Raw genomic sequence first — 16,487 nt, 5'->3', positions numbered from 1 at the left:
CACCACTTTCTATCACATATAGGTTTAGTCGGCTTTATATCATTAAAGATCCGCTGCTTGCCAAGCTTGTTTAATCCGCTCTATTTGGGCAAGATGCACCTGCACATGTGCGGTAAAAGATTGAACGACATCCGTCAATGCTAACGTCTGTCCTTTGAAGTTAACCCCCGTTTTCTCCCAGTCTTGGGGGGATAATCTTCGCAATAATAGACTGTTATAGGTCAACAACGCTTGGAAAGCGTCCAAAATATCTATAGCTGCGCCTTCATTCGCCTTAGCACTACTTACCCAAGCATCTTGCCCAAAGGCAGGCAGTGGGACCGTGGATCCAGAAATGATCTCGCGAATACGAAAGGAAACAACGATGTTGTGATCGGTCAAATGAGATAGAACTTCCGTCACACTCCATTTATCCGCGTTCTCCTTCCATTTCAACTGCTCTTCCGTAAGACCTTCAATCGCTGTTCTCAACTGATTATTCGTATCTAAATAAGGTTGAATATCGATGACAAGTTGGCTCATCCTGAAACCTCCACTTCGAATTTGGAGCTTATTTGCTTAAGAGCTTGCTCCGATAATATGGCAAAATAGTTGGCACTGATTGGCAGCGCGCGCTCATCGAGATCAAATGCGGGATGATGCCACTCCTGCGGACCCGACGTGCCCATGAATAAGAAGATACCTGGCACCTTCTTCTGATAGAAAGCAAAGTCTTCCCCTGCTAGAGATGGAGTAGGTGCGATGACTTTCAAGCCTGCAAGATCCGCAGCTCGTGTTGCTAATTCCGCTAACCCCGCATCGTTCTGCACGGCTGGTGGACCCTTGATCCATCGTACTGATGCCTTCGTCCCATAAGCAGCCGCTACACCATGAACCACCTGATCGAACCTGCTCAAAACCGTGGCTCGAACCTCCTCGTCAAATGTCCTCACCGTTCCATCTAAGACAGCTTTATCCGGTATGACATTCCAAGCGGTTCCACTGTGTATCTTGGTGACGCTTATCACAGCGCTTTGCAGCGCACTCACATTCCGGCTTACAATCGCTTGAAGTGCTGTGACGATATGTGCGGCGGTTACAATGGGATCTATCCCTGCTTCAGGCACCGCAGCATGTGTACCCTTTCCCTCGATTTCAACAACGAACCCATCTGCAGATGCCATGAGGGGTCCCGGTTTAATGCCGATTGTGCCCACAGGAAGATCAGGTTTATTGTGCATCCCAAATACCGCACGAACCCCCTCCAATGCTCCGCTTCGGATGACCTGCTCCGCTCCTTGCGCTTTCTCCTCTGCCGGTTGGAAAAAGAAGCGAACCGTGCCCTGCAGCTCTTTCTCTCGCTGCTTTAATAAGAAAGCGGCGCCCAGAATGGCTGCGGTATGAAAATCATGTCCGCAAGCATGCATGGTGCCCGGAACCAATGAGGCATAAGCCAGTCCAGTAGCTTCCTGGACAGGCAAAGCATCAATATCGGCTCGCAGCGCAATAATGGGGCCTTCGTGCAGACCACCAACCTCCGCGACAAGACCTGTTTTCAGCGGAAAGTTAGCCACTCGGATACCCGCTTCCTGCAGCCAGCCTCGGATCGATGCGGTGGTTTGAACTTCTTCGTTCGATAATTCCGGATTTTGATGCAGATGACGCCGAATCGCGATCAGCTTCTGCTCAAATGCCGACTGTGATTGTTCCGATAGCGCTTCGCTCATGCTCATTCCCCCTCCAAAAAGATGTATGGCGTTTTTACCTACACAAGCAGCTCCGAGAACGCCTCACTAAGCAATTCAAATGACCGCAGACGCTTGGCGAAATCTTTCACCGACGTGGTAACAATAAACTCATCTACCCCATACGTTTGCTGGATGTCCAGCAGCTTTTGGCGGACGGATTCTTTGGTCCCTTTCGTTATCTCCGCTTCCTTCTCTTCTACGGTGAATTTAGCTTGTGTTTGCCGTCCATACTCCTCGGCCTGTTCAAGCGTTCCAACGGTCAGTGTTTTACCGTTTTCCAAATGAATTTTGACATTCTTATATTCGCCAGCCAGCACTTTGGCCTCTTCTTCTGTGTCAGCCACAATGATGGACAGAGCCAAAATCGCCTTCGGCTGCCCGCCATGTTTTAGATTAAATCCAGTGTGATACGCTTCAAAAGCAGCGGCCGCAACAGCAGGATCACCATTAATGAATTGGGCAAATACGTAAGGAAGCCCTAATTCAGCGGCTAATTCTGCACTGGCCGCAGTGGCGCCAAGCAGATAAATATCCGCCGGTTGTGTCGGAATCGGTGATACCCGAAGTCCTGTAAGCGGATGATCAGCATCCAATCGATTATGAACAAATTGTTTGAGTTCCTTCAGCTTCTCCGATAAAGTAGCTGGCTCTGTGATGCCCTGCTGTAGAGCTTTCGTAGAACGAGGAAGCCCGCCAGGTGCCCTTCCGATACCGAGATCTACTCTTCCAGGTGCTAATGTTGCGAGGACATTAAAGTTTTCGGCTACTTTGTACGGGCTGTAATGCTGCAGCATGATGCCGCCAGAGCCAATGCGAATGCGCTCTGTTTTCGCTAATAAATGAGAGATTAGCACCTCGGGTGAAGAACCGGCCAATTGATCGGAATCGTGATGCTCTGATACCCAAAAGCGGTGATAGTCCAGCTTTTCCGCTAATTGCACAAGCTCTATTGTATGCTGCAGAGCGGCTTCCGCATTCTCCCCCGGGAAAATAACGCTTTGATCCAAAATACTAAGTTTGATCCCCATGTCATCCACTCCGTATTCGCTATAAATTTAAATGTTAAACGTATACTCCGGCGTAATTCGTTTTAGAAATTGTCTCGTACGCTCTTCCTTCGCATCGCCAAAAATATCCTGAGGCCTTCCTTCTTCCACAATCACACCTTGATCCATAAAAACAACATGATTCGAAACTTCACGAGCAAAGCCCATTTCGTGTGTAACGACGATCATCGTAATGCCTTCTTTGGCGATTTTCTGAATTACCTCGAGCACCTCACCGACTAACTCAGGATCAAGGGCTGAGGTTGGTTCATCGAACAAAATTACTTCTGGATTGAGAGCCAGCGCACGAGCAATACCTACCCTCTGCTGCTGTCCGCCTGACAGTTGGCTTGGATAAGCGTCCAGCTTACTGCCCAGCCCCACTTTTTCCAGCATTTGAATACTCGTTTGCCGTGCAGTATCCTTGGATTGCTTTTGCACAATGACAAGGCCTTCCATCACATTTTCCAGCACCGTTTTATGTTTAAATAAATTGTAATGTTGAAATACCATCGCCGTTTTCTTGCGCAGCGTGTGAATATCCTGTTTGCTCGGGCGCTTGCAATGGATGGTGAAATCCCCAATCGTTACCTCACCTTGGTTCGGCTTCTCCAAGTAATTGATGCAGCGAAGCAGCGTCGTTTTGCCTGAACCGCTTGGGCCAAGGATGCAGACGACTTCTCCTTTTTTCACCGTCAAATTGATACCTTTCAACACCTCATGCTTGCCGAAAGCTTTGGTGATATTCGCCATTTTGATCATCGTACACCACCTCGATTGTAAATATTTATTCGTTTCTCCAGCAGCTCTGTTATCTTCTCGATCAGAATCGTCACTCCCCAGAACAAGAAAGCCGCGGCAATATAAGATTCAAAAAATTTCCAATTCGTCGTAGCAACGATTTGCGCTTTGGCATTAATTTCAACAACGGATACCGTGAAAGCCAGTGTAGAACCGTGAAGCATTCCAATGAACGAATTGGATAAGTTAGGCAAGCTCACAGCCAATGCCTGAGGAAGCACGATGCGCCTTAACGCTTGCGGTGTTGTCATGCCGATGGAATAGGCAGCTTCGATTTGCCCCTTATTCACGGCTAGAATGCCTGATCTTACTACTTCAGCCAAATAGGCTCCTGCTGTAATCGAGAAAGAAAGAAAGGCGAAACCGATCATTGGAATAGAAGTCGATCGGAAGCTCCAACCGATGGCTGTTGCCAAAGAATCAATAATCACTGGTAATCCGAAATAAATGAGCAGCAAGTGCATCAGCATCGGTGTCCCTCGGATGAACGTCACATAGCCGCTTGCGATGTAATGGATAACAGGTACGCGGTATATTCGGATGATCGCCACGGCCGATCCAATCAGAAATCCGAAAAAAACCGATACGAACGTAATTAGCAGTGTAATAGGCAAAGCAGAGAGCAGTTGAATAAAGGCGGAACCGATAAACCCTAGATCGAGTTTCATGGTTGATACCCTCCTTTATCCGTTTGAGCGGATGCAGCCCAAGGTGTCTTAAATAACCGCTTAAATGTAACCCTCGATTCACGTTGAACAATCGCTTGTTCATGCCGCAGCAGTCTTTTTTCGATATCCAAGAACAGCTTCTCCAGCCCGTAACAAATGACAAAATAGATGAGCGATAAACAAATGTAAGTTTCAATAAAATGCTGCGTTGCCGCTCCAAGTGTCTGGGCTTTCCCCATCAATTCCATCGCGCCTAACGAAAACGCTAGTGAAGTATCCTTCAAATTGGCGATAAGCAGATTCGCAAAGTTCGGTATCGATATAGCAAGCGCTTGTGGCATGATGATACGTGTAAAGGCTTGGTAACCTGTCATACCTATCGCATAGGCAGCCTCCATTTGTCCTCGATCCACGGCTTTCACGGCTGCCCGAATGACTTCAGAGATATAAGCACCGCCATGCAGGCCAAAAGTCAGAATGACGAAAGTCAGGACGGGGGTTTTAGAGACGTCGACGTTAATGAGCTTCAATATCTCGGGAAGACCATAATAGATGAGGAACAACTGTATGAGGATCGGTGTCCCCCGGAAAAATGACACATAGATTTGGGATATCCTTCTTAACACCGGAACCTCATACAGCCTTGGCAGCGCTATGAGGAATCCGATTAGCACACCCAGCAGCATAGAGCTAGCTACAATAAACAATGTGATATGCAGATAAGAGACTAATTTGGGCAAAAAATCAAAGACATAGGTGATTTCAAATTGTTGTTCCATTCGGACGATCTCACCTTTCTGTACCGTTCTTACTCAAAGCTTCCTTAATCTTTCTTCGTATAGTCTCCGCCTAGCCATTGAAGGCTAAGTTTGGAAAGCGTTCCATCTGCCTTCACAGCCTTTAACGCCACGTCGATTTTATCCGCAAGATCTTGCCCGTCTTTATCATTTTTACGGAAGAGGAATCGAACCTCAGCTTCTTCAATAATCGGTCCCACTGCTTTTAATTTGCTTTGCGGGTCGACGAGCGGAAGCAAGAAATCTGCTCCTAATGATCCGTCCGCACGTCCTGTTGTAAGCTGACTAACCAAATCGTTGGCAGCACCGTTTTGATAAACAATTTTGATCGCGTTATCGTTTGCTTTATTATAATTTTCTAATAGTGTTGCTTCGGCACTAGTCGCTGTCGTTAACGCTTTTTTACCTTTCAAGTCATCAATCGATTTAATGTTGGTATTGTCTTTAGCCACGATAACTTTTGTTTTCCAGTAGGCATAGGGCTCGTTGTTGAAAAGGTATTTTTGCTCTCTTTCTTTGTTTTTCTCGATTTCGTGGGCAACAAAGTCAACTTTGTTCGTTTCCAAGCTGAGAAGCAGGTTAGCGAAATCCATCGTTTTGAATTCAAACTCGTAATCAGGAAGCCGATGATCCAGTTCTTTGACAAGCTCAATATCATAACCGGTAAGCTTACCGTCTTTATCTAGGAAAGCTACGTTCGGAAATTTGGTGCCAGTTCCAACAATGATCTTCTTCACTTTGACAGGCTCCGCTGCAGAAGCTGTAGCTGCAGCAGCCTTCGTACCTTCAGCGGCTGCCTTTGGTGATGCGATTGTTTCTGTATTTTTCGCCCCGCAGCCTGCTGCTACCAAGGCCAAAGTTAGTGTTGTTCCAAGGATTGTTAATTTTTTCATCTGTGTATACCCTCCATTTTTCGGTTACAAAATATTAAACTTATAATTCCTACTTGTTTTGTATGAATTAACATTAGCATTAATTTATCATCAAGTTTCACAACTGGATAATAGAGTTTTTCTATAAGCATATATAAGAATCTGATATTACCCTTTCGCTCGGCCCCATAACCCTTTGCAAATATCCAAAATACTGTTGAAGAATAACGTATTCTCCCCATTTAACGTAATCAAGTTCGTCTGCAAAGCAATGCCTGCTGTCTCTGGAAAGTCGATTGGAAATAGCTTATTGTCCTTAACTTCCTGACTGACGCTAAGCCCAGGCAAGAAAGCGATACCTGCACGCTGTAGAACCAGCTTCTTGGCTGTTTCGGAGTTATCCGTCTGAATCTGGATGTTGGGCGACTCCTTCAAACTATCAAATACACGGTGAATTCGCATCCAATCTAGCGAGCCGCACTCAAAGAAAATAAGAGCCTGACGTCCGATATCTTGGATCGTTAAGTTTTCTTTTCCAATAAAGGGATGCCCTTCATAGACATAGAGTCGAATAGGATCCTCATAAAATTTCGCTGACAAAATACTTGGATGGGTGATTCCCCGCACAAAGCTGATATCCACATCTCGGTTCAGAACCTTGTTGACGAGATCATCCGTTATTCCGGTCGTTAGTTTAAAATTGATTTCCGGGTATTTATGCTTCATCTTGGGGATGATTGCTGGCATCATGTAATTAGATACAGATACCGTACAGCCGATTCGCAGCTCATTAGGCAGCGCCTTTTTCTGCTTAAGATGGATTTTACTCTTCTGGAAGGTTTGCAGTAATTGCTGCGCGTAAGGGAGAAACTTCCTGCCATCATCCGTTAAATGAACTTGCTTGCCAATTCGATCAAAGAGCTGACAATCCAGTTCCCGTTCTAACGATTGAATTCTAGCTGTTACTGAAGGCTGGGAAAGGAATAATACTTCCGATGCTTTGTTAAAGCTGCCATAGTGGATGACATACACGAACGCTTCTATATTCTCAATATTCATCGTAGTGCCCCTCCAGATGAGAAAAAAATAATCATGTATATTATTCCAATAAGTTAACTCGGAATTAAATATTTTCATAACTATAAGCTATCTTCCAATCACTGTCAATATCAGAATTGCTGTTTCATTAGAAAAAGACCTTAGCTCGTTCCGCAAATTCTTGCGGGTGAACTAAGGTCCTTGACTATGTATACTTAGGATCGTAAACAACGGTACAATTCCGCCCTTTTCCTTTGGCAAAATAGAGCGCTTGATCCGCATGTTCTAGCACTTCATGTGCCGTCACTCCGTCTGTTGGGAATGAGGACACTCCCAGAGATACCGTGATGGGTTGCCCTACTGGGCTTATTGTCAATTCCAACTTATTACGGATTTTCTCTGCATATAGATACGCATCCTCTTTCGTCACATGGGGCATTAGAACAATGAATTCCTCTCCGCCAAACCGGAAGTAATAATCGTTCCCACTTGCCATTGAAAGCAAAAGCTTCCCTAAATATTTCAGAACCGTATCTCCTGCAAGATGCCCATGCGTATCATTAATAATTTTGAAATGATCAATATCCAGTAAAATGAGAGAAAAAACTATGCCTTCTTCCAGCCAGTCGAGCATTTGTGTTTCCATGCTCCTTCTGTTGGCAAGACCTGTTAAATTATCCGTTTGAGCTTCCAGTTCATATTGATTCGCTTTCTTTTGCAAAGCATCGATCGTGATTAACATGGTTTTGTACAAATGATAGGCTTCATACGTATTCGTTCTAACCTTTGGCAGATCTGCGACTTGCTTGCCATTCAAGATTTTATAGGCGGTCGCAGCCAATCGAGCAAAGGGAAGCGTCAGCTTCTTGGCCAACCATGCTGTTAGCATAAGTATGAGCAGGAGAAAGGGTAATGAATACAGAATTGCATTTTGGATCAAACGCATCGATTTATCATTTATCTCTTCCAGCGGCGATTGCACAACGATTCCCCACCCGTTAGCAGGGACATAAGAATATCCAGCAAGCATCGGCACGCCCAAAGTATTCACGACTTTTTCCTTGCCGCTATGACCATGAATGAGCTTGGCTACCACTGGATTGGCACTTACATTCTCACCTAATCGATTGTGTTCTGGATGATAAATGAGATTACCATCCCCATCGACTACATAGATATATGAACCCGATGGAGAGTAGCTGTTGGAACCGAATATATCATTTAATACATTATTTTCTCGTAAATAAATAGCGCCCCCTAAAGAACCCATATACTGGCCAGAGGAATTAAATATGGGATTTGTCATTAATACAATAAGCCTATTCGTTATAGATTCATAAGGTGCTGAGATCGCAGGCTTTCGCTGCTCAATCGCATCTAACACGGCTTTCGATGTCAACTTCTTGCTAGTGAGCCCTACCGAAACAGGGGAAATAGCTAAGACATTCCCATCGGCGTCATTGACCATTTGTGAATTAAAGTAATTGCTGCTCCCCGTTACCAAATCCAATTGGGCTTGGATAGAATCTTGTGTTTGCATACTCTTCTCCAGGTGTTCAGAGGTCACTTTCAAGCTTTTCTCCATCGCTTTGAACAGGGAGTTCATGGTCACGCTCATCTTCTTTGCACTATCATAATTAAGCTCTAATGTCGTTTCATACAAGGAATCTCGTTCTGCCTTAAACGAAGCAGCTATTTGAATGATAGAAATGATCGAAATAGATACAAGCATCAATAGAATTATAAAATGAACAAGTCGTATCCGCGGAGCAGCATCGGCTGTTCTCATACTCCTCATCTCCTAAAAAGATAGATATGAGTCGTTTCGACAACTTTCGACAGATTTCCTTCATTTTTAATGCCAAGCATACAATTAAACCTAAATAATGATAAAACCTTCCGCCTATAAGCGAAATTAAACGGTTTCGTGGTAACTAAACCTTCCAGTTCAAAACGGTTTCCAGCATGGACTTCAGAAGCTTCACCCGGTGCAGCTCTGGTTTTGCTTTCACTATTTTAAAATCATTCCTAATATGCTGGATAAAATCCATCCGTAAATGTTCTAGCTGCTCTTCCGTTAAAACGTACAAATAATCTAGGACTGATTCGTACGTATGATACCATTCGCTGTTTTCCAAAAACGTAAAGGTTGAGCGTTGGTACCACTCTTTTACATGACTCTTCAATGCAGCTGTTATAGCATCATCGTGCCCCGATAATGCGTAAAGTCTGTCAGAAGACAATAGGTTTCTGTACTTGATCATGCTATCATCAGGGAACGAATTGGGAAGTGCATGAAACTGGATTACATGGTCCAAAATTTCAATATAAGCATGTGGTCCAGCTAGTTTTGGACTAAATTGACACTTAACCGCGGCATGGGCGATACGCTTAAGCAAATGCAGTGCTTCTGCGGCTTCCTTTTTATCAGGCGATCCTTCAAAAAATAACCCTTGCTTTCCCGCACGAATTTCAGCCCGGTCAATCGCATCATGGAGCGCATCTTCAAATTGATCTTTGCTGTATGGTGCCCACTGATGGATATGATCTGTAAGTTCCACGCTCATGCCAAACTCCCTACGGATAATGCTCAACAGGTTAACACCGCCGCTGCCGTTAACTACAGCAAATATATCGTGTAAAAACCTTTCCAAGTTTTTTGCCTTATTCGTGGCCCCCATTATTTCACTGGGAATCGTATAAATGACCTCAGCCTCTTTTTGTTCGAGATCGGTAATAAGCTGCTTCAATTCTGAGAGTAATGGATGTTCCATTCTTCAATCCTCCACGGTCTGTTTACTACTAGATAGTTCCCCCTCCAACTCGTTTTTATCAGGTTCAGACCATTCAAGAAATACAAAAAGGCCTGCTCCGTTATTTAGGAGAAAGCCTTTTGTACCTATTCAGTGCCTAAACTTCATTCTCAAAAATTTCAGCGCATTGCTGAATCATCTGACAAAAGGAACGGTTGTGGCCTATGTAAAAGGATGAAAGATCGTATCGGTTCCTTGCTGGTTCAAAGGAGATCAATAAGCGATGTCTCATGCGCTTCATGGTCAATTGGACAAATTGCTCGGCTCGCTCAGAGGCTATGATCGTGAGATAAGCATACAGGGAATGGTCTTCCGGTTCGTCAAGCGGGCTTACACCTGCACAAGAGAATTCAGTCACTATTTGCTTCTGCTGAAGCAGTATCAAGGCAGGAAACAATTCGGTATCCACGTTGATATGTCCGAGAAGTTTGGTCTTCTTAGCGTGCTTGCGCTGTTTCTCACGAGCCGCCCATTGCAATAATTCCTGCTCGCGGCGGTGCCACTGAGCATCCGTGTGATGACTTAGAATGACATCTCTTGCCTCATTGGTATTCAAACTCATCAAACCCATCAACCTCCTTTGGGATATTATAATCCCTTTCGTAAAGCAGAAAACCCGGACAAGTAAGCCCGGACTTTCTTGGTTTATTAACGTGTTTCACGATGAAGCGTGTGACGCTTCAGACGTGGACAATACTTCTTCAGCTCCAAACGAGAGGTTTGGGTTCTTTTATTCTTCGTCGTTGTATAGTTTCTGTCACCAGTTTCGGTACAAGCCAATGTAATAATGACTCTCATACTGTTCACCTCCTATCATACATCATTACTGAATTTATTGTGGCAAAGGGCAGGCTTCCTCCAACTCCATTATGGCATTCGGCAGCTCATCCTTGAAACGATTCCAATCTCCTTGCATTTCATCATCCGTTAACAAGCAAGCATCCAAAGATGCCACTATACTAACCCGGTCCACCTCAATGCCTATAAATACAACCTTGTTAATGCGATCTCCATAGGTATCATCCCAATGCTTGATTTGATCCGCGTCTTCTTCAAGAACCGCTTCTCTTTCACCATCTGGCAGCGCCGCCACCCAATATCCTGCTGGACCGAAGCGAATAGAAGGACCTGCTTGGCTTAAGTTCTGGGCGTAATCGTTGCGCGTGGCAAGCCACATGATCCCTTTAGCTCGGATGATCTCCGCCGGCCAATCTTCCATCCAACTCATCAGTCGCGAAGGCTCGAACGGGCGAATTCTTTCGTAGACAAAAGAGGAAATGCCATATTCTTCGGTTTCTGGTGTATGGGTTTCCTTCTCCATTTCCCGCATCCAGCCTGCAGACGTACTTGCTTCATCGAAATTAAATAAATGAGTATTCAAAATATCTGTTGGAGCTACCTTCCCGTGAACCGAACGAATGAATTTGGCTCTAGGTTGTAATGTGCGCAGCACGCCCTCTAGCTCAATCAGCTCATCTTCTTCCAGCATGTCACATTTATTCAAAATCAGGACATCACAAAACTCAATTTGGTCAATCAGAAGATCAACAACTTCGCGAGTATCATCTTCGCCCACATTTTGACTGCGTTCAAGGAGCGTTTCCCCAGAGGAGTAGTCCGTCCAGAAACGATAGGCGTCTACGACGGTTACCATCGTATCGAGACGGCAAAATTGCGTAAGATCAATCCCTTGCTCTTCATCCAAGTATGTGAATGTTTGTGCAACCGGTAAAGGTTCACCTACACCCGTTGATTCAATAAGAATATAGTCAAATTTATTCTCTTTAGCAAGCCGCTCTACTTCCTTCAACAGGTCTTCACGTAATGTACAGCAGATACAGCCATTGGACATTTCAACCAAGCTCTCATTCGTGCGGGAAAGCCCGTTACCTTCTCTAATCAGCTCAGCATCGATGTTAACCTCACTTAAATCGTTGACAATAACGGCAACTTTTAAGCCATCACGATTATGTAGGACGTGGTTTAATATTGTAGTTTTGCCTGCTCCCAAATAGCCGCTTAAGACGGTTACAGGTATTTTACGATCCATCAATATCACAACCTCTTTCTATTCGTAAATTTTACGTATTTATATGATTAAAAAAAGTAACCTCATGATTCTATTTATTCATTTAACGCTTTTTTCAATGCTTCCAGGTTATTCGTCATTACACCTATGTAATCAAGGTTTTTCTTTTTGTCATCGTCCGTTAATCCTTCAATTGGGTTCAGCACAGCCGTTTTCGCACCGACTTCTTTGGCAATTGTACTCGCAACCTTTGGATCTACTAAAGTTTCAAAGAAAATCGTTTGTACCTTATTATCTTTCGCAAATTTAATAATATGGGCCATTTTATCAGGAGCTGGCTCTTCTTCAGGGGAAAGTCCAGCAATAGGGACCTGTGTTAGCCCGTATTCTTTGGCCAAATAACCAAAAGCAGCATGCTGCGTGACGAATTCTTTACGCTTAACATTCATAAGACCTGTTTTAAACGACTCATCCAAGGCTTTAAGCTTTCCGATATAGGCATCCGCATTTTTCCGAAAATCCTCTTTGTGAGCAGGGTCAGCTTGCGTTAATCCAACTACAATGGCCTCAACCTCTTTTTGAGCAAGAACTGGAGTTAACCAAACATGCGGATCTTGGATTTTGTCTCCATGCGCTTCGTTCTTGTGATCCTCTTGATGCTCTTCTTCCGGTAAGCCTTCGATTAATTCAATTCCTTTACTTGCTTCAACAACAACACGATTCTTATTTTCAGCGCTCTTAAGTGATTGCTCCGCCCATCCTTCAACGATACCGTTGTAAACGAACACATTGGCGTTCTTCAATTGTTTCATGTCTTTCGCACTAGGCTCCCAATCATGGGGTTCAGCCCCCGGCGGGATTAATGCAATCACATTGGCATGATCACCTGCAACCTGCTTAGTGAATTCATACATGGGATAGAAGCTTGTAACGACGTTTAATTTGCCATCGCTTGAAGCGGTTTTAGATGCACAGCCCGATAAGAGAGCAGCTGATAGTACGGTAAAAGCAAGTGATTTCGTTACCCAGATTTTTTTCATTACATTTTTCCTCCTGCTATTTGTTGAATGATGAAATTGTCGTTTCTTTGGAAAAATGAGGGATGATGTCACCTGCATTTTTTGCTTTGCTTTTGCTAAATGTCAGAACGACCTTTTTCAATCCCAAGCCAGTAATAAGAATAAATAAGAGAAGCAGCGCTATCGTTCCTCCCGGGGGTGTACTAAGCTGATAGGAAGCGGTAAGTCCGGAAATGACACCAAGTAACCCAATACTCATAGCTATAAAAAGTGCGGATGTAAAACTAGGTGCAATTCGAATGGCAAGTGCCGCGGGCAGCACGATTAATGCCGAAACGAGAAGAACTCCAACAATTGGCATAGCCGCAGATACAATCATACCTGTTATGACGCTAAAGCCAAGTGAGATCCATTTTACTGGAAGCCCATTTGTCTTAGCCGTATCTTCATCGAATGTAATCTGATAGAGCGGACGACGGAATAGATAGAAAAAGATGCCCCCGAATATCGCTACCACAAACATAAGGAGAAGCTCGGTTTCATTCACCGCAACAACAGATCCGAATAAATAAGCGGAGAAGCCTTTATTAATGCTTTGCTTGAGACTCATGATGATCACAGCTGTAGATAATCCACCCACCATGATGATGGCAACCGAAATTTCACTATAGGTTTTATATGACCTCCTTACATATTCAACAGCTATAGCTCCCAGCGTAGCTGCGACGAATCCAGTCAAGGTTGGATTGATGTTTAGATACGCACCTCCTGCAACCCCTGCTAAGGAAACATGGGATAGCATGTCAGCCATCAGTGCTTGCCTGCGAAGCATCAGATATACCCCCAGAATCGAAGCCAGGATGGCAATTAACCCACCGGCACAAAATGCCCGCTGCATGAAGTCGTAGTGCAACATTTCCATCCGCCATCCTCCTTCCTCTCCAACTCAATAATACGATCCAGATAGGGTGCTACCTCGCTAAGGCCATGCGTCACCATAACAACGGTTCGCCCGTGAGCTTTCACTTGATGATGCATCAACTCGTAGAAGCCAAATCGGCTGTCCTGATCCATCCCTGTCGTCGGTTCATCGAGAACAAGCATATCAGGTTCCTGTGCAAGCGCTCTGGCTATGCAAATACGCTGCTTTTGGCCGCCTGAGAGCTCACCGATCTTGCGCTTGCGCAAATCCCACATCCCAACCTGACGGAGTGCTTTCTCCGTCTGCACTTCATCTTCTTTGTCGAGTTTACGAAACCATGAGCGGCTTGCATATCTGCCTGATTGGACAAACTCCAATATCGTGCTAGGGAATCCACTGTTGAAGGCGGAGATTTGCTGAGATACGTAACCTACTCTCAGCTTCCTCCCCTCTTTATTGGTTGAAGACAAGAAAATACTCCCTTTCCAAGGATCAAGCAGGCCAAGAAGTAATTTAAGCAAGGTCGACTTGGCTGCACCATTGGGGCCTGTAATAGCTACAAATTCACCAGACTGAATCTCCACACTGGCGTCTTGAATACAAGGGACGTCATTGTAACCGAATTCCACTTCATCCATGGAGGCAACTAGCATAAGAACAAATCCTTTCCAGCTTTATGTGTAAAAATTACGATTTGTGTTTGTGGCTATCCCTCGATTCATCTGTCAAAGCCCAAACTACAAATAAGTTATTAGGCATTGCGATCGATAAATCGTAATTATTACTTATTACACTGAAGAATATATCTTTTTCCAGCGGTTGTGTCAATAAGAAATCTTATAGCAAGAGCTGGAGCTCGTCGACAGAGTCCGAGAAGAAGTAAATCGACTTCTCGGCAGATCATCCCGCACATCCATTCTGATTAAGCTCGGAGGATATCACTTTCTCCTCTTGATCAGGTACTCGCGATGCTCTACGTGTTGATTCCGACCTTTCTTGTGGATCGAAACGGTAGGCTATTCTTGCTTTATTCTTGTTCATCTCTCAATCACTCCTCGTAAAATTTACTTGGAATCGGGCATATAGCCGCGTCGTCTTGTCCAAATCTTCTGTTACTAGATTATGATTGAGAGAACCCCATATGTTTCTTTCAGTAAAAAAGTGGTCAAATCCAGTGGATTATAGGTCGGCTTGAAAGCAAAACTCTGTGGAGTGATTTCGAACATTTAGGTTGCAAATCTTAGGATCGCGGGGAACGAGGAGCCGTTAATTCGGTGATTATGTCGATGCGGGACCCGCACGCGGAACGTAGGGTCGCTATTTTGCCGTTTTATCGGTTTTTCCACCTCGAAAGCGGGAAATAGAGGCTCCTCGTTCCGCGAAAAGGTGAATTACGCCGTTTTGAGAAAAATAAAGCTTCTACGTTCCGCTAAAATCTGGTGATTCCGGTACGTGTTGAGTTTGGGAAAAAGATATAAGAGAATATGTTCACAGATGGATGAACAATTATTGTTTGGCTACTTGGTAGAAGGAGCGGCTGGGAAGATCACCCTGACGGTCCTTTTAGGTTTTAGAGAATATCCGTAATTCTGTATTCACGTCCCCGTGGGACTACCTCTCAACATGTATCACTTCCATTTCCGTTTTCATTTACAACACTTATCCACAGATGGGCGTCTATCATAATTTCCTAAATATTAATAAAAACGGCATTCACCCAATGGAGTGAACGCCGTATATGGAATCTAATGCGCCTCCTCTTCTATACTCAATAGCGCATTCGTTTTTATTTTTTTATTAATCCAAACGAGGTATTTAGAATGGTTTCGATTTGCTCCACCGGCACCCCTGTTTTCTCTAGAATGCGGGTACCACGCAAGGCATTTGCCAAGAAGGCTCCTAATTCTTTGCTTGTGAAGCTTGTCGTAATCTCTCCAATTGCTTGCCCTTTACTAATTACTTCCTCGAGCACAAGCTGGACATCACTGAACATTCTTTCAACCTCATTAGTTACTTCCTCATCGCTCATTCCAAATTCCAACGCTGTGTTGACCATTAGACATCCGTTGCGGCTATCTTCGTTTTTCGAACTAAGTGAAGCGGACTTAACGGCGTTTAGAATTTCCGTTGGCGACCCGCCTTGATCGACCATTTCTCGAAGTGACTCGAGATTTTGCGCTCGATACAGGGCAAGTGCTTTTAGAAAGAGTGAGCGTTTGTCTGCAAAGACGCCATATAGACTTTGTTTTTTGACATGAGTTTTATTGGTGAGATCTTCGAATGAGGTTGCTTTGTAACCTTTTGCCCAAAAAACTTCCATCGACTGATTCAATACTTTATCAACATCAAATTCTCTTGGTCTGCTCATAAGTGAATCATACATATAGTTGACTATGAAGTCAAGAATGTGGGGAGATAATTTCCTGAGTTTTGTGAAATTAATTTTTAGTAAAATGAATAAAAAACCATTTAATCCACAAAATACTTTTACACCACAAAAAAGGAGTGAATCAAATGGCTAGAAGAAACAGCAATACATTAGTCGTGCAACAAGCAAGAGCAGCTCTTGACCAAATGAAATACGAAGTCGCTCAAGAATTAGGTATTCAGATTCCTCAAGACGGTTATTACGGCTACATGGCTACTCGTGATACGGGCGCAATCGGCGGTAACATTACGAGAAGATTAGTTCAATTGGCCGAACAACAACTAACCGGCGGAATTAGACGCTAATTCCTTTGGTGATGTGCAAGCA

Annotated in this window: 19 protein-coding genes; 1 reads left to right on the top strand and 18 read right to left on the bottom strand. The window is 44.2% G+C overall.

From position 1 onward, the window contains the following. Window positions 1-42: 42 nt before the first annotated feature. From AC58U0_RS26020 to AC58U0_RS25935, 18 genes are all read right to left on the bottom strand, one after another. Window positions 43-522 carry a DinB family protein gene (locus AC58U0_RS26020; RefSeq protein WP_497381805.1) on the bottom strand — a complete coding sequence of 160 codons (480 nt, stop codon included), beginning with the start codon at window positions 520-522 and terminating at the stop codon, window positions 43-45. Then, window positions 519-1,706: a M20 peptidase aminoacylase family protein gene (locus AC58U0_RS26015; RefSeq protein ID WP_497381804.1), complete on the bottom strand. Its 1,188-nt coding sequence runs from the start codon at window positions 1,704-1,706 to the stop codon at window positions 519-521. Before AC58U0_RS26015 ends, AC58U0_RS26020 begins: the two co-directional genes overlap by 4 nt. Window positions 1,707-1,744: 38 nt before the next feature. Further along, complete coding sequence (locus AC58U0_RS26010) at window positions 1,745-2,755, bottom strand: LLM class flavin-dependent oxidoreductase (RefSeq protein ID WP_497381803.1); 1,011 nt, start codon at window positions 2,753-2,755, stop codon at window positions 1,745-1,747. A gap of 27 nt (window positions 2,756-2,782) precedes the next feature. Then, window positions 2,783-3,535 (bottom strand): amino acid ABC transporter ATP-binding protein, encoded by a 753-nt coding sequence (locus AC58U0_RS26005; RefSeq protein ID WP_497381802.1) that lies wholly within the window; start codon window positions 3,533-3,535, stop codon window positions 2,783-2,785. Continuing rightward, on the bottom strand, window positions 3,532-4,242 hold the full coding sequence (locus AC58U0_RS26000) for an amino acid ABC transporter permease (RefSeq protein WP_057307637.1): 711 nt from the start codon (window positions 4,240-4,242) through the stop codon (window positions 3,532-3,534). Before AC58U0_RS26000 ends, AC58U0_RS26005 begins: the two co-directional genes overlap by 4 nt. Further along, window positions 4,239-5,021, bottom strand: a complete 783-nt coding sequence (locus AC58U0_RS25995) for an amino acid ABC transporter permease (RefSeq protein WP_497381801.1) — start codon at window positions 5,019-5,021, stop codon at window positions 4,239-4,241. Before AC58U0_RS25995 ends, AC58U0_RS26000 begins: the two co-directional genes overlap by 4 nt. A 44-nt stretch (window positions 5,022-5,065) precedes the next feature. Beyond that, window positions 5,066-5,932, bottom strand: coding sequence for a transporter substrate-binding domain-containing protein (locus tag AC58U0_RS25990; protein ID WP_497381800.1), 867 nt, complete (start codon window positions 5,930-5,932; stop codon window positions 5,066-5,068). 147 nt (window positions 5,933-6,079) lie between these two features. Further along, window positions 6,080-6,970, bottom strand: coding sequence for a LysR family transcriptional regulator (locus AC58U0_RS25985; RefSeq protein ID WP_497381799.1), 891 nt, complete (start codon window positions 6,968-6,970; stop codon window positions 6,080-6,082). A 184-nt stretch (window positions 6,971-7,154) separates the two neighbouring features. Beyond that, window positions 7,155-8,738: a sensor domain-containing diguanylate cyclase gene (locus AC58U0_RS25980; protein WP_497381798.1), complete on the bottom strand. Its 1,584-nt coding sequence runs from the start codon at window positions 8,736-8,738 to the stop codon at window positions 7,155-7,157. A gap of 145 nt (window positions 8,739-8,883) precedes the next feature. Next, window positions 8,884-9,723 carry a hypothetical protein gene (locus AC58U0_RS25975; protein WP_497381797.1) on the bottom strand — a complete coding sequence of 280 codons (840 nt, stop codon included), beginning with the start codon at window positions 9,721-9,723 and terminating at the stop codon, window positions 8,884-8,886. A 136-nt stretch (window positions 9,724-9,859) separates the two neighbouring features. Further along, a complete protein-coding gene (locus AC58U0_RS25970) occupies window positions 9,860-10,324 on the bottom strand; it encodes a hypothetical protein (RefSeq protein ID WP_497381901.1) in 465 nt (154 codons plus the stop codon). 86 nt (window positions 10,325-10,410) lie between these two features. Further along, window positions 10,411-10,560, bottom strand: a complete 150-nt coding sequence (rpmG, locus tag AC58U0_RS25965; protein WP_029195131.1) for a 50S ribosomal protein L33 — start codon at window positions 10,558-10,560, stop codon at window positions 10,411-10,413. A 34-nt stretch (window positions 10,561-10,594) separates the two neighbouring features. Next, window positions 10,595-11,812 (bottom strand): GTP-binding protein, encoded by a 1,218-nt coding sequence (locus tag AC58U0_RS25960; RefSeq protein WP_497381796.1) that lies wholly within the window; start codon window positions 11,810-11,812, stop codon window positions 10,595-10,597. 74 nt (window positions 11,813-11,886) lie between these two features. Beyond that, window positions 11,887-12,831: a metal ABC transporter substrate-binding protein gene (locus AC58U0_RS25955; RefSeq protein WP_497381795.1), complete on the bottom strand. Its 945-nt coding sequence runs from the start codon at window positions 12,829-12,831 to the stop codon at window positions 11,887-11,889. 16 nt (window positions 12,832-12,847) lie between these two features. After that, on the bottom strand, window positions 12,848-13,732 hold the full coding sequence (locus tag AC58U0_RS25950; RefSeq protein WP_497381794.1) for a metal ABC transporter permease: 885 nt from the start codon (window positions 13,730-13,732) through the stop codon (window positions 12,848-12,850). Next, window positions 13,678-14,385 carry a metal ABC transporter ATP-binding protein gene (locus tag AC58U0_RS25945; protein ID WP_497381793.1) on the bottom strand — a complete coding sequence of 236 codons (708 nt, stop codon included), beginning with the start codon at window positions 14,383-14,385 and terminating at the stop codon, window positions 13,678-13,680. The genes AC58U0_RS25950 and AC58U0_RS25945 overlap by 55 nt, the downstream gene beginning before the upstream one ends. Window positions 14,386-14,632: 247 nt before the next feature. Beyond that, entirely contained in the window at window positions 14,633-14,773 is a 141-nt protein-coding gene (locus AC58U0_RS25940; protein ID WP_497381792.1) for a hypothetical protein, read from the bottom strand. A gap of 745 nt (window positions 14,774-15,518) precedes the next feature. After that, window positions 15,519-16,100, bottom strand: a complete 582-nt coding sequence (locus AC58U0_RS25935) for a TetR/AcrR family transcriptional regulator (RefSeq protein WP_497381791.1) — start codon at window positions 16,098-16,100, stop codon at window positions 15,519-15,521. A 146-nt stretch (window positions 16,101-16,246) separates the two neighbouring features. Between AC58U0_RS25935 and AC58U0_RS25930 the strand changes: the two genes are divergently transcribed. Continuing rightward, on the top strand, window positions 16,247-16,465 hold the full coding sequence (locus tag AC58U0_RS25930) for an alpha/beta-type small acid-soluble spore protein (protein WP_029195127.1): 219 nt from the start codon (window positions 16,247-16,249) through the stop codon (window positions 16,463-16,465). Window positions 16,466-16,487: the final 22 nt, after the last annotated feature.

The sequence above is a fragment of the Paenibacillus sp. J31P190 genome (assembly GCF_059692075.1).
Note: the sequence above shows the minus strand (reverse complement) of the source record. Positions and strands in the feature narration are given on the sequence as shown.

Coding starts and splice junctions, on each gene's coding strand:
- AC58U0_RS26020 (WP_497381805.1), bottom strand. CDS start 522: ATGAGCCAACTTGTCATCGATATTCAACCTTATTTAGATACGAATAAT.
- AC58U0_RS26015 (WP_497381804.1), bottom strand. CDS start 1,706: ATGAGCGAAGCGCTATCGGAACAATCACAGTCGGCATTTGAGCAGAAG.
- AC58U0_RS26010 (WP_497381803.1), bottom strand. CDS start 2,755: ATGGGGATCAAACTTAGTATTTTGGATCAAAGCGTTATTTTCCCGGGG.
- AC58U0_RS26005 (WP_497381802.1), bottom strand. CDS start 3,535: ATGATCAAAATGGCGAATATCACCAAAGCTTTCGGCAAGCATGAGGTG.
- AC58U0_RS26000 (WP_057307637.1), bottom strand. CDS start 4,242: ATGAAACTCGATCTAGGGTTTATCGGTTCCGCCTTTATTCAACTGCTC.
- AC58U0_RS25995 (WP_497381801.1), bottom strand. CDS start 5,021: ATGGAACAACAATTTGAAATCACCTATGTCTTTGATTTTTTGCCCAAA.
- AC58U0_RS25990 (WP_497381800.1), bottom strand. CDS start 5,932: ATGAAAAAATTAACAATCCTTGGAACAACACTAACTTTGGCCTTGGTA.
- AC58U0_RS25985 (WP_497381799.1), bottom strand. CDS start 6,970: ATGAATATTGAGAATATAGAAGCGTTCGTGTATGTCATCCACTATGGC.
- AC58U0_RS25980 (WP_497381798.1), bottom strand. CDS start 8,738: ATGAGAACAGCCGATGCTGCTCCGCGGATACGACTTGTTCATTTTATA.
- AC58U0_RS25975 (WP_497381797.1), bottom strand. CDS start 9,723: ATGGAACATCCATTACTCTCAGAATTGAAGCAGCTTATTACCGATCTC.
- AC58U0_RS25970 (WP_497381901.1), bottom strand. CDS start 10,324: ATGAGTTTGAATACCAATGAGGCAAGAGATGTCATTCTAAGTCATCAC.
- rpmG (WP_029195131.1), bottom strand. CDS start 10,560: ATGAGAGTCATTATTACATTGGCTTGTACCGAAACTGGTGACAGAAAC.
- AC58U0_RS25960 (WP_497381796.1), bottom strand. CDS start 11,812: ATGGATCGTAAAATACCTGTAACCGTCTTAAGCGGCTATTTGGGAGCA.
- AC58U0_RS25955 (WP_497381795.1), bottom strand. CDS start 12,831: ATGAAAAAAATCTGGGTAACGAAATCACTTGCTTTTACCGTACTATCA.
- AC58U0_RS25950 (WP_497381794.1), bottom strand. CDS start 13,732: ATGGAAATGTTGCACTACGACTTCATGCAGCGGGCATTTTGTGCCGGT.
- AC58U0_RS25945 (WP_497381793.1), bottom strand. CDS start 14,385: ATGCTAGTTGCCTCCATGGATGAAGTGGAATTCGGTTACAATGACGTC.
- AC58U0_RS25940 (WP_497381792.1), bottom strand. CDS start 14,773: ATGAACAAGAATAAAGCAAGAATAGCCTACCGTTTCGATCCACAAGAA.
- AC58U0_RS25935 (WP_497381791.1), bottom strand. CDS start 16,100: ATGAGCAGACCAAGAGAATTTGATGTTGATAAAGTATTGAATCAGTCG.
- AC58U0_RS25930 (WP_029195127.1), top strand. CDS start 16,247: ATGGCTAGAAGAAACAGCAATACATTAGTCGTGCAACAAGCAAGAGCA.